We start from the raw sequence: 13,943 nt of genomic DNA on the forward strand, positions 1-13,943 counted from the left end.
CGTACAAACTGGGTGGAACTGTCCACGAAGGGTGACAGACACCCTCCGTGGACAAAGCAAGACAATTTGTCTTTTAGTGGTGTCTGACACCGCAGCACTATTACATATTCACTGTTTTATCCGTAGATGAAATATTCGTAGCGGCACCTTTCTCTTCGGCTAGCTTCTGGGTATCCCACATTTTAAAGAATGGGAAGTAAATAAAGAAGGTAACGACTATAATGGCCATTTGTAGGATGGCACCTGAAATACTACCAGTAATAATGTAACCACCTAAAATAGGAGGCATCGTGAACGGTGTAACAACTCCGATTGGTTTTGCGACAAGTCCCCAATCCATTGACAAATAAGTCATAGTAACTGCAACAACTGGTGCTAAAATAAATGGAAGCATCATGATAGGATTTAACACAATCGGCATACCAAAGGTGATTGGTTCGTTAATATTGAAGATTCCTGGTCCAATACCTAGTCGTCCTAATTGCTTCATCTGTTGGCTCTTAGCAAAGAATAGCATCGCTAGTACTAGGGAAAGAGTGGTTCCAGATCCTCCAATGAATACAAGGTCATTGAACTCGTTTGTTACGATATTCTTAATAGGTTCCCCATTTTCAAATGACAAGGCATTTTCCGTAGTTAATGTTAACCAAATTGGTGTCATAACTGCTCCAACAATGTTTGCACCATGTAAACCGAGGCACCATAACATTTGTATTAGAATAAAAACAATAATAGTTCCAACCAAGCTAGTTCCAATGCTTGTTAAAGGCTCTTGTAAAAGGACAGCAACAACATTGTGAATGCTACCGAAGTCCCCAATGTTTTCAACAAGCAAACGTAAGCACCATGCAGCTACAACTGCTACAAAGGCAGGAATGAGTGCAGTAAAAGATCTAGCAACTGCTGGTGGAACACCATCTGGTAACTTAATGACAATATTCTTTTTTATAATAAAACGATAAATTTCAGTTGATAGGATTGCAATAATCATCCCAACAAATAAACCTTTGCTAGTGAAAAGTCCGGTATTATAGGCATTTTCCATAATATTAGCGCCAGTTTTAGGGTCCTGTCCAACCACATAGCTTGTAAACGGTGAAACAACAAAGTATGCGGCAAGTGAAATCGCTCCCCCAGCTAATGCATCAAGCTTGTAACTTTCAGCTAACCGATAAGCAACACCAAAGGTAGCAACAAGTCCCATAATCTCAAATGTTCCACGGTATGGATATAAAAGACTGTTTTTAATGTTAGGGTGTTCGGCTAAAAAGTTTGTCCATGCGGAAATTGGGAAGTTAGCAAAAATTAAGAAAAGAGAACCAATGATAATCAGTGGCATGGCTAGGATAATACCGTCTCGTAGTGCACCAAGATGTCGCTGGGCAGCCAATCTACCTGCCACAGGCATTACTTTTGTTTCTAAGAAGCTATTAAATTTACTCATCCTCTTTCCCCCTATGTTCGTCTTTAACTCATGTCCTAAGATCGATCTATAAATATTTAATAAGTGAAAACTCTTCTGTTTTTCTGGATGCGATAAATAAATACCTCATATGTTCGAATGTCCCTGAATATCAAAATAACTGAAGATTCAGATACTTAAATATGTAGGTGTTGGTGATATTTTACAAGTACTTGTAAGCAACATTGTAATCGCTTACAAGAGGTAAGGTAAATAAACAAAGTGTTTATAGGGATATTTACCATCCTTTGGAATTTATTTCTTTTAAGAAACACTATGTATTCCTTTAGGCTTACTAAATAAACACTTTAGAATTAGTTAGGAAATAGACTGTCCGCCCCACGCGTACAAAAACACCAAAATTGTCCACGAGCGGTGACAGACACCGCTCGTGGACAAATTGTACGATTTTGTCTTTTTGTGGTGACAGACACCATAGGGGGGTGATATTATTAGGTTAGTAGTTTGTGAAAGCGCTTGCGCAACTTGTTGCACAGGGCGTCAACTGAACTATTATCTCTTTTTTTATCATTTGTGCAATCGATTGCACAAAAACCTGCACCCCATTGCAACATGAAGCTACATAAAGCACCACATTTTTCAACAAACATCACCAAGGTTCACAGCTAGTCAGCACCACCCGTAAAACAGAATAGGAGGAGAAGCGATTGAGTAGGAAGAACATGAGGGCGTTCTCGATAGTGATGGTTATAGCTCTTCTACTTCAGCTAGTTTCAGGAAGTGGATTGTATACGAGAGCAAATGCCGAGACCACACCAGCGAGCCCGATCATCCATGAAGACAACAGCGTTACCTTTAACTATGTAAGTACCGGGGAAACCGCCGCGTATGTCATTGGTACCCATAACAACTGGATGCTTGAGACAGCGACCCCAATGACATTAGAAAACGGCGTGTTTACCGCCACACTACCAACCCTAGCGGAAGGAAACTATGAATATAAGTTTCTACTAAACAACAAAAGCTGGGATCAAAGCACGGCGGACCCATTAAACACGAACCCGAAGGCGGGGGATAATTCAACTTTCCTTATCGGACCGCCACCAGCGACAGCCTCAAGCCCAATCATCAACGATGATGGCACGGTTACGTTCCAGTACTTAGGTGAGGCTGACCGTGTGCGTGTCGCAGGCAGCTTTACGAGCTGGGCAGACAACGCAAAGGAAATGACGAAAAACACCGAAGGCGTGTGGGAGCATACCACCGAGCTTGCTCCAGGAACGTACGAGTACAAATTTATTATTGGAGAAAGCGACTGGATCACGGACCCAAGCAACCCGAACCAAGCGAATGGAAATTCCGTCGTACATGCACCAGGCCTAATCATCAACGCACCAGCTACAACGAAAAAAGGCCAAACGGTCACTCTCTCTGCGAAAGCACTTAACGAAAAGGGAGAACAGTCTGATGTGACTCCACAATGGAGCCTGAAGGACGGAAGAGACGGAATCACACTAGCGAACAACAGCTTAACGATCGCTGACACGTACTCCGTTCAACCAAACGACAGCATCACCGTCCAAGCAACCCACGACGGAAAAACAGCAGAAAAAACAGTTCAAATCCTAAGCACTACTTATTCTTATACAATCAATTACTACCGCTTTGACGGTGCCCAAAATAATTGGGATATGTGGATTTGGGAGGACGGAAAAGACGGAGCAGCTTATCCATTCACCACAACGGTCGACGGATTTGCGCAAGCAACGTACGAATTCTCATCCAGCTCCATTAACATCATCACAAGACCAGGAGACTGGACAACACAAGATGTTCAAAGAAAAATCGAAATCAAAGAAGGCAATTCTGTAGAAGTTTGGCTCACCCAAGACCAAGCCGAAGTAAGCTACACGAAGCCTGACTTAACAGCAGCTGTTCAAGCGGCATTAATGGACGCAAAAAACAGCATCACCGTGTCCGTAAACAAGAAGCTGGCGGATGACACCACATTTACACTAACGGATGTCGCTGCCAACCAGGACATTGCAACAACCGTAACTAAGCTTAGCGACACAAAAGTGAAGCTAACCATCACAGACCCATCACAAATCGACGTAAGGAAACAATATCAAGTGAACGCAACTGGTTACCAAGGAACCCAAGTAACGATGCGTAATGTTCTGAACGATGACCAATTTTACTATGATGGAAAAGACTTGGGCTACACATACTCACCATCACAAACAACGTTCAAACTATGGGCACCAACGGCTCAAAAAGTAAGCGTTGCCATCTACAACGATCAAGGTACTTACGAAGGTGCATTTGTCACCGATCACACAAACGGGACAGAAACCGTCATGACTCGGGCCTCAAACGGAGTTTGGTCTCTAACTCTAAATGGCGATCACAAAGACAAATATTATATGTACAAAGTAGAGTTCGCGGACGGCACCACCAACTATGCGGTTGACCCGTATGCCCGCTCCACTTCGCCAAACGGACAACGGACCGCGATCATCAACTTGGATGATACGGACCCAACCGGGTTTAATCCGGAAGCCAAACCAGCGTTTGTGTCGCCAACCGATGCGATTCTATACGAGCTGCACGTGCGCGATTTTTCCATAGATGAAAATTCAGGCATGACCAATAAAGGGAAGTACAAGGCATTCACCGAGTCGAACACGACGGGGCCAAATGGCATCAAGACTGGCTTAGACTCACTAAAAGAATTGGGAGTGACTCATGTCCAACTTCTACCAGTCTATGACTTCGGTTCCGTGAACGAAAAAACGGTCGATGACCCGAACTCCACTGATCCAAAGTTCAACTGGGGCTATGATCCGATCCACTTCAACGTACCAGAAGGATCGTACGCCACCGACCCAGCCGACCCAACATCACGTGTGACCGAGTTCAAGGAAATGGTTCAAGCGATGCACAACAAAGGCATTCGCGTCGTCATGGACGTGGTGTACAACCACACGTATATCCCTGAAGCGACCCAGCTTTCTGGCGGTTCTCCGTTTGATAAAATCGTTCCGGGCTACTATTACCGTACGGACGATGCGGGGAAAATTACGAACGGTTCGGGCACAGGAAACGAAGTCGCGTCCGAAAGACCGATGATTCGTAAGTATATCAAGGACTCCGTGAAATATTGGGCTACCGAATACGGAGTGGACGGCTTCCGCTTTGACTTGATGGGCTTAATCGACCGTCAAACGATGAGCGAATTAACGAAGGAACTGAAGGAAGAGGTTGATCCGAGCATTCTGATTTATGGGGAGCCATGGACTGGCGGATCCACAAGCTTAGATGCTTCCTTACAAAACTTCAAAGGAACGCAAAAAGACCAAGGCTACGCGGTATTTAACGACAATATCCGTGGCGCCATTAAAGGTGGAAGCGATGACGCATCCACTGGTTTCGCGACAGGCGCAACCGGGAAGGAAGCAGACATTGCCAAAGGTGTCATCGGTTCGATCACAGACTTTGCGAACCGTCCATCGGAAAGCATCAACTATGTGACCGCGCATGACAACCTAAACCTGTGGGATAAAATGATGAAGGTCGCGAATCAAGATATCACGACCGATCCGCATGCGATCATCACCGAGGATAATGCGCTGCAAAACGAATGGGTCAAACGCAGCCTACTAGCAAATGGCATCGTGCTAACCTCACAAGGGATTCCTTTCCTCCATGCAGGGGAAGAAATGCTGAGAAGTAAATACGGTAACCACAATAGCTATAAGAGCCCTGACAGCATCAACCAAATTCGTTGGGAGCTGAAGGACCAATACAAGCCAGTATTCGATTATTACCAAGGCTTGATCGAGCTACGAAAAGCGCACCCAGCGTTTAAAATGAACACAAAAACAGCGATTGAGCAAAATCTTCAAGTGTACAAAACGGATGACAATATCGTCGCATTCCAGTTAAAAAACTATGCGAACAACGATTCTTGGAAAAACATTGTTGTTATTTACAATGCAAACAACGCAGCGAAGGAAGTTAGCCTCCCATCCAGCACGTCCTGGAATGTGGTAGTCGACGACCAAGCAGCCGGTGTCGAAACGCTTCGCACGATCAATGGGGCTCAAGCAACCGTCGCTCCATTATCGATGATGGTGCTGTACGATGAGGCGGAAGGTGAATACACACCAACGGCCACAAGCATCGAAACAAGCACAACCAGCTTTGCGATCAACCCAGGCACAACGAAAACAATTACGGCTTATGTGAAAGACCAAAAGGGCCGCATCATGCTCGACCAAAACATCACATGGACATCTTCCAATCCAGAAGTAGCAAAGGTGGATGGCGGGAAAGTCTCCTCTGTGAAAAATGGGACAGCAACGATTGTTGCCGCAGTTGGTGAAGCGAAGGCGGAAATTGAAGTCACGGTGGCTACACTCGCACCGAAGACGATCACAATCTCAGGTGATAAATCCGTCTATGAAACCTACACGGCTCAGCTATCCGCGCTCGTTCGTGACCAGTTCAACCAAGAAATGCTTGGGGCAAAGGTTACATGGACATCGTCTGATGAAGCAATAGCCATCGTGGATGGAACGGGCAAGGTGTCAGGCTTAAAGCCAGGAATCGCAACGATCAAAGCAAAAGCAGGCGACGCAGAAGCAACCCTTGCATTAACGGTAAAGAAAAACGTGAAACGCTATGTTCGCGTGAAATATGTGAGACCAGATAAGGACTTCACGGACTCGAATATCTGGGTATGGAATACAGGCGTGAAGAACGATCAAATCGACTTTACGGAAATCAATGATGACACAGCGATTGCGAATATCGAAATCGCACCAACAACCGAATCGATCGGCTTCTTAATCCGAAAAGGAACCGACTGGGCAACGGCGAAGATTGCACCGGACAGCGATGACCATGTGGTAAAAATTGACCGTGATGAGGTCATCACAAAGGTAACCGTCGTCACAGGTGTAGCGGGCCAAACCGTTGTACCAGCAGTAAAAGGACCAGTTTTAGAAGATGGAAATGTAACGTTCTACTATCGTGATGAAGAGTTGTACCAAAACGACGCGATGCACACGATTGAAGGCGTGAAGGTGAAAGTCGGAGCTCAGGAATATGCGATGACATATGACGAGAAGAATGAGTACTTTTACTACACGTTGAAAAACCTGGACCCAGGCACCTACGAGTACAGCTTCCTTGTAACAAAGGACGGCGAAACAACCGAGGTGACCGACCCGAAAAACACGGTTGATGGCAAATCGGTGATTGTATATACCGTGCCAAAGGTGACCATAGAAGGTCAGGTGTCACCAGGGAAAATACAGCATAACGAAAATGCCGTTTTAAAAATCAATGTGACAACCGAAGAAGAGGTTACTTTTAAAGAAATATATGTGGATGCAACGCCATTGGGTGGAAAATCCAAGCTCATGATTGACCCGCAGCTTCAAGCAGTCACAATCGGAGTGAAGGATTCGGTTGCCGCAGGAATCAAGAACCTGACGGTAACAGCGGTGGACGAATTCGGAAACCGACACAATCAAACGGTAGCGGTGGAAGTTGCACCACGCACATACCAAGGAGATCTTGACTTTGATTGGGATGAAGCACGAATTTACTTCATGCTAACCGACCGTTTCAAGGATGGAGACACTAGTAACAACCCGGTTGGATACGACCCAGAACATAGTGAGGCGTACCATGGCGGGGACTTCCAAGGTATCATTGATAATCTAGATTACTTGGATGACCTAGGCATCAACACGATCTGGATCTCACCAATTGTTGATAATATCGACTTCAATAAAGGTGTCGATTTTAAAACGAGCGAAGGCCTTGAAGCAAAGCAATACGCTTACCATGGCTACTGGGCAAAGGACTTCACGTCTTTAGATGAAAGCCTCGGTGACATGGAAACATTCAAAAAGCTAATCGAAAAAGCGCACGACAAAGGTATTAAAATTATGGTAGACGTCGTGTTAAACCACGCTGGCTACGGAATGGATTCCATTGAACCGAACTGGCAAGGTCAAGCAGGCCTGCCAACAGCGGAAGAGCAAGCGGCATTGAAGGATATGCTACGTACCACAATGGAGGACCCAACCGTTCGCGGAGAACTAGACGGACTTCCTGACTTCAAAACCGAAGATCCTGCCGTTCGTGCCAAAATCATTGAATGGCAAACCGCTTGGTTGGAAAAAGCAAGAACCGATAGCGGAGAAACGATTGACTATTTCCGTGTCGACACCGTCAAGCACGTCGAAGAAACCACTTGGATGGCGTTCAAAAATGCGCTAACCGAAATCAGCCCGAGCTTCAAAATGATCGGCGAGTATTGGGGAGCAAGCGTCACGAATGACGGTGGCTACCTACGCTCTGGACAAATGGACTCGTTGCTTGACTTTGATTTTAAAGAAAAAGCAAAGAACTTTGTAAATGGAGACATTAGCGGGGTTGAGTCGTATTTAATCGAGCGCGATGCTCATATCGACAACACGTCAACGCTTGGACAATTCTTAAGCTCGCATGACCAAGACGGCTTTTTGTCCGAGTATGTGGGTGGCGATGTTGGCAAGCTAATGGTCGCAGCAGCCCTGCAAATTACATCTAAAGGTCAACCAGTGATTTACTACGGAGAAGAGCTTGGCAACTCCGGCAAATCAAGCTGGGAATCTAGCAATGGCGTCGTATCAGCATTTGCACAAAACCGTGACGGAATGCCATGGGAAAAGCTTGAAAGTGGAGACGAAACAGCGGTTAAGCTGCATGACCATTATGCGAAGCTATTAAACATTCGTGGTGACTACTCAAAAATCTTCTCTAAGGGTACCCGAATGATGGTGGCTGGTGGAAATGAAGAGAAGTACTCTATCACGAAGCGTGAGTACCTTGGAAAGAAGGTATATGTTGGACTAAACACTGCAACGGAAGCCACGAAGGTCACGTTTGCGGTGGACTTTGAGCCAGGCACAGTGCTGGTGGATGAGTATAGTGGAGTGAGCTATACGGTTTCTAGTGCGAAGGAAGTAGAGGTTGATCTTGCGTCTCGTGATGCGGGTGGAACGTTTATTTTAGCTGAGGCTGGTTCTGCTGGGGAGCCGGGGGATGGCGACGGTGAAAATCCAGGGGACCCTGATGATGGTCAGAATCCGGGTAACGGAGGAAATAATCCAGGTAACCCAGGAAATGGAGGAAGCAATCCAGGAACACCGGGTAACCCAGGAAATGGCGGAAACAATCCAGGAAATCCGAATAACCCAGGTAACCCAAATGTTCCTGGCAACCCTGGAAAGCCAAACAAACCAGGGCAAAACAACGTAGTAACAAAGCCAACTGTGAAAAATGGAGTAGCAACCATTACAGATACTGAAGTTACACAAGTGATTCAAAACGGTACAATCACTGTTGAAGTGAAAGAAAAGAATGCAACAGTAAGCTTTACTGCTGAGCAAATTAAAGAGCTCAAGGAAAAAGGAGCAAAGATCGTGTTTGCGAACGGGGAAGCCTTGCTAACCATCCCAGCTTCCATTCTTCCAAACGGAGCAGTAAAGATCGAAATGAAGCAAATGAAAAAGGTGTATGGTGCGGTAAGTGAAGTGTACGACTTTAACATTTACGATGAAAAGGGCAAAAAGTACACGAAGTTCAGCTCACCAATCACAATTACCTTTAATGTAGGAAATCAGTCTAACCCAGAAGGTCTAGAAGTCTACTATTATAATGAAGAGGCGGATAGATGGGAGCTTGTTCCTGGAGCCGAGTACAAAAACGGGCAGGTAAGTGTACCAACAACCCACTTTAGTACGTTTGCCGTTTTTAATAAGGATGTAACTAAGGTAGCGGCAGCGCCGAAAGCAGGAAAGGCATTGCCTAACACAGCAACCAATCTGTTTAACGTATTGTTGCTTGGAGTGGCGCTACTCTTTATGGGATTGACCCTGTTGGGAATAAGCAAAAGAGGTAGATTGAGAAGGAACTAGATTTTTAGAATAAGGGAGTCCCTCGTGTGGAGGGATTCCCTTTCACTTAAGTGGGATGCTAGAGAATACTCGGGCTTGGTTAAGAGAAGAAAAGTTGGGCACCTTGTTGCTTTGTTATTTAACATCAGAAATTTTAGCAAAAATTAATGCTTATGTGATACGCTTTCATATAAGAGCTATGTGTCAAAAAACACAAGATCAGGAGGAATAGTATGTTAGCTGCTATTGAAGCCGGAGGAACTAAGTTTGTTTGTGCTGTAGGAGATGAGAAAGGGAATATTGTCGAGAGAATTCAAATTCCCACCACAGTTCCAGAGGAAACCATCTCTAGGGTTGTAAAGTTTTTCCGAAAATATCAGGTGGATGCAATAGGAATTGGCTCGTTCGGTCCGATTGATGTCAACCAGGACAGTCCAACCTATGGTTATATTACATCTACACCTAAAACGGGTTGGAGAAATTACCCGTTTGTCCAAGCCTTGAAGGATGCTTTCGATGTTCCTGTCGGATTTAATACTGATGTCAATGCTGCTGCTTTAGGGGAGGCAACTTTTGGTGCGGCAAAAGGGCTGGATAGCTGTTTGTACATAACGGTCGGGACAGGCATTGGTGCTGGGGCGATTGTTCAGGGTCAACTGTTGCAGGGGCTTTCTCATCCTGAAATGGGGCATATTCTGGTGCGACGCCATCCGAATGACTCGTATCAAGGGAAGTGTCCGTATCATCACGATTGTTTGGAGGGTCTTGCATCCGGTCCGGCAATAGAAGAGCGATGGGGGGCAAAAGGTGCCGAGTTGGTTGAGCGGACTGAAGTATGGGATTTGGAAGGGTATTATCTGGCCCAATCGATTATGCAATACATTTTTATTCTTTCTCCGAAGAAAATTATCCTTGGAGGAGGCGTAAGTCATCAAGAACAAGTATACACTTCCATCTATAAATATTTACCAGAGCTTATAAATGGTTATGTTTCATTACCGGACCTTACAAGCTACATTGTTCGGCCAGGTCTCGGGGATGATGCAGGGATTGTTGGAGCACTTATGCTGTCACATCAGGCATTATAAATACCACTATAAGATGGAGATCTCTAATTGAGAGATTTCCCTTTTTTTTCAATAGGTTGCTATAATGAAGTTGAAATTCATTAAGGGGGATTGGGCAGAATTAAATATATCATTTATCTTTTCATTCTCTTAGGGCTAGGGATCACTGGATATGCAGGTTTTCAGATTTGGCAATCGAATATACAAGCAGAGAAATCGTTGGAAGAAGCTAAAGGAATAGTGGAAAAAGCCTCATCAGAAAAAATTGACAATGAAAACTTCAACCCAATTACTGGGGTAGTAATAGGATTACTCTCGCTTCCAAAAATAGAATCTGAGTTAGCGATTGTTGAGGGGACAGATCCGGACGAGCTTGAAAAAGGTGTTGGCCACTATAAGGGCTCATTTTTCCCAGAGCAAGGTGGACAAATCGTCTTATCCGGCCATCGTGATACCGTCTTCAAGCGTGTAGGGGAGCTCGAGCTTGGTGATGAGCTTGTTATGAAAATGCCCTATGGAGAAGCGTCGTATGAAATTGTAAATACAAAGATCGTGGATGCTGATGACACGAGCATTATTACGTTACAAGATCAGGAAGAGGAGCTTATTCTCACTACCTGCTATCCATTTGGATATATTGGTGATGCGCCTGAACGCTATATTATATATGCCAAAAAGAAATGAACGGAGGGTCTAACTCTTCGTTTTTATTTAAAAAACATTTACAAAAATCAGGAAAAACCATAATATTTAGACTTGATAATAGAAACCAAATAATACCTATTTCGTCTAATGTTATGAGGTGTCGAAATGATGAGATTTATAGTCTTCATATTATTGTTCTTAAGTTTAACTGCTTGTTCAAGTCCGGAGGAAGTATATTTGGAGGGGTACGTTACTGATCGAGATAAAAAAAGCGTAGATGTTGAACTTGTCGGGGCAACCAGCCACAATTCAAAAAACATTACAGTAAAGGTAAACAATAGCGATATGCTGTCCCATGTAGATGAGGGCGAAAATATATTGGTGAAATGTAATGGAATTAATTGGTGGTCCAATCCTCCCGAGGCAGTGGCAATCACTTTGGAAACTATTAGTTTTGATGAATGAGTTTTATAAATGATTTAGCCCGCGACAATGGAGTAGGGCTTCTTTCTATTATTGAACATGTCAACTGGTATACCTTCTCTCTTTTAATGTTTCTTGAATTCAATTACAATAATACACAGTGAATAAATAAGAAAGAGAGTGTAAATCCATTGAATTTTTTACGTGTCTTAATTTCCTTAACTATATTGATCTCACTTCTTCCAATAAATAAAACAGAGGCATCTAGTAATTTAGATGTTACTCCTATCAATTGGAGTTCTTTTACTAATGGCAATCCTACTGATGAAAACTCTCAACGAATCAAACAAATCTTGTTAAATACCAATAAGTATGGGTTAACGACCTGGTGGAATACCGCTAAGAATTTTGATGAGCAAACGGGGGCTTATTTAAACTTCGGAGGAAAATCAGAGAATGAGATTCGACATCCAGCTGCTATGTCACTTGGATTAGCAACTTCATTAGCATTTGATCTTTATGATTCAGGGGTTACCAACATTTCTGAAACAGAAGCACAAGGGAAAACAATAAAATTAGTAGCATCCCTTGCCTATCGACATAAAGCGAATTCATCTGGGGGGTGGGGTGACGAGTGGCAGTCGGCACACTGGGCTTATTTTTCAGGTTTTTCTGCATGGCTCATTTGGGATAAGCTATCAGGTACTGACCGTGAATATGTTCGGAAAATGGTTGAATATGAGGCGAATCGTTTTAATGACTATGTGGTTCCTTATATGAATACAATCGATGGAATCATCTTATCTCCAGGGGATACGAAAGCGGAAGAAAATGCGTGGAATGCCCAAATTTTGCAATTGGCCACAGCTATGATGCCCAATCATCCCAACTGGAATATCTGGATGAATAAAAATATTGAGTTGATGGTTACTTCAGCTACCACACCGTTAGATAGTAATAATAACAGGCTCATAAATGGTAAGGCCGTGAAAGACTGGGTAAAAGGAAGCAATATAAATGAAGATGGTACCGTGATAAATCATGGATTTATACATCCTGATTATATGGAGTTTATCGCATTTAACAATACTTCAGCCTTACAATATACTTTAGCTAATATGGCTACACCTGAAGCTGCTTTTTATAACTCTGATTTAGTGTATAAAGGTCTTGTAGAAAAGAATTTCTCAAGTCCTCCATATGAAATACCAGGAGGAACAATTTATAGAGAAGGTTCTTCCGATATCTATTTCCCTCAAGGTAATGATTGGGGTACTGGACGCAGAATGAACTTTGCTACATTGGATATTTTCGCTAATGTATTTGGTTATGATGATTCGTTAAACAAAGGTGGAGACTATTGGGAGCCTCTACATGCACAAAAAGTATTAGAAATGCAAAGTCGTCATTCAGACGGACACACGTATAGTAATAACAGCGAGGACAACTATCAAGGGAAAGAAGAGTGGATTGCTCACCATGCAGCTTGGGCATGGATGGCGAAATGGGTGGCTCATTCAGGTAAGTTTACTGAGACTAACGAGGCATTTCTTCCTAGCTATACAAGATTAGGTGGTGCTACTCGCTATGAAACAGCTGAAAGAATCTCGAAAGAAGGTTGGTTAGTGGCAAAAACAGTCTATCTTGCTCGTGGAGATGCATTCCCTGATGCATTAGCAGGTTCAACTTTAGCTTATCAGAGCAACTCACCGATCTTACTTACCCAAAAGAGTCAGCTTTCCGATGCCACCAAGAGGGAGATTCAACGACTAAAAGCTGAAAAAGTAGTTATATTAGGTGGGACAGAAGCTGTTGGAAAGGCAGTAGAGGATCAACTAATTAAAATGGGACTTAAGGTGGAGAGAATTGAAGGAAGTACGAGATATGAAACAGCTCGTAAAATTGCTGAGAAAGTAAATAATCCATCCCAAACAGCCATGATCGTGTACGGTTATAACTTTCCAGATGCTTTGTCTGCTGCTACGATTGCAGCCAAAAATGGTTATCCTATTCTTTTAACCGATACAAATTCATTACCCGGTGATACGAGACAAGCTCTAAATGGCATAACCAAAACGTATGTAATAGGTGGAAAAAGCGTAATTTCGGATAGTGTATCTAATAGTTTATCTTCCTCAAAACGAATTGGTGGAGAAACTAGGTATGAAACAGCTGTGAGTTTAATTAAAGAGTTTAATTTACAACCAAAAGAAATTTTTGTAACGGACGGTTGGGCATATCCAGATGCACTAACAGGTTCTGTGTTGGCGGCAAAGAAAAATGCTAATTTGCTTTTGATTGAAAAAAATAAAGTACCAACGGCTACACACACTTTAATTGATCAATATAATATTCAGCGCTTTACGATTCTTGGTGGAAACCAAGCTGTATCAGATGCTGTGGTTCAATCATTATTGAAATAAGGAA

Annotated in this window: 6 protein-coding genes; 5 read left to right on the plus strand and 1 reads right to left on the minus strand. The window is 43.5% G+C overall.

Features of this window, described 5'->3' with window-relative positions; all coding sequences use genetic code 11:
• Positions 1 to 100: 100 nt before the first annotated feature.
• Positions 101 to 1,444 carry a PTS cellobiose transporter subunit IIC gene (gene celB, locus ACVBAX_RS08825; protein WP_447116683.1) on the minus strand — a complete coding sequence of 448 codons (1,344 nt, stop codon included), beginning with the start codon at positions 1,442 to 1,444 and terminating at the stop codon, positions 101 to 103.
• Positions 1,445 to 2,130: 686 nt separating this feature from the next.
• Between celB and pulA the strand changes: the two genes are divergently transcribed.
• The 5 genes from pulA to ACVBAX_RS08850 all read left to right on the plus strand — a co-directional run bounded on the left by pulA (position 2,131) and on the right by ACVBAX_RS08850 (position 13,939).
• On the plus strand, positions 2,131 to 9,402 hold the full coding sequence (gene pulA / locus ACVBAX_RS08830; protein WP_447116684.1) for a type I pullulanase: 7,272 nt from the start codon (positions 2,131 to 2,133) through the stop codon (positions 9,400 to 9,402).
• A 212-nt stretch (positions 9,403 to 9,614) separates the two neighbouring features.
• The gene (locus ACVBAX_RS08835) at positions 9,615 to 10,469 is read left to right on the plus strand and encodes an ROK family protein (RefSeq protein ID WP_447116685.1); all 855 of its coding nucleotides are present in this window, start codon (positions 9,615 to 9,617) and stop codon (positions 10,467 to 10,469) included.
• 99 nt (positions 10,470 to 10,568) lie between these two features.
• Positions 10,569 to 11,132 carry a class D sortase gene (locus tag ACVBAX_RS08840; protein WP_447116738.1) on the plus strand — a complete coding sequence of 188 codons (564 nt, stop codon included), beginning with the start codon at positions 10,569 to 10,571 and terminating at the stop codon, positions 11,130 to 11,132.
• Between the two features lie 126 nt (positions 11,133 to 11,258).
• Positions 11,259 to 11,558 carry a hypothetical protein gene (locus tag ACVBAX_RS08845; RefSeq protein WP_447116686.1) on the plus strand — a complete coding sequence of 100 codons (300 nt, stop codon included), beginning with the start codon at positions 11,259 to 11,261 and terminating at the stop codon, positions 11,556 to 11,558.
• A 149-nt stretch (positions 11,559 to 11,707) separates the two neighbouring features.
• Positions 11,708 to 13,939: a cell wall-binding repeat-containing protein gene (locus ACVBAX_RS08850; protein WP_447116687.1), complete on the plus strand. Its 2,232-nt coding sequence runs from the start codon at positions 11,708 to 11,710 to the stop codon at positions 13,937 to 13,939.
• Positions 13,940 to 13,943 lie beyond the last annotated feature (4 nt).

The organism is Robertmurraya sp. GLU-23, assembly GCF_052983275.1.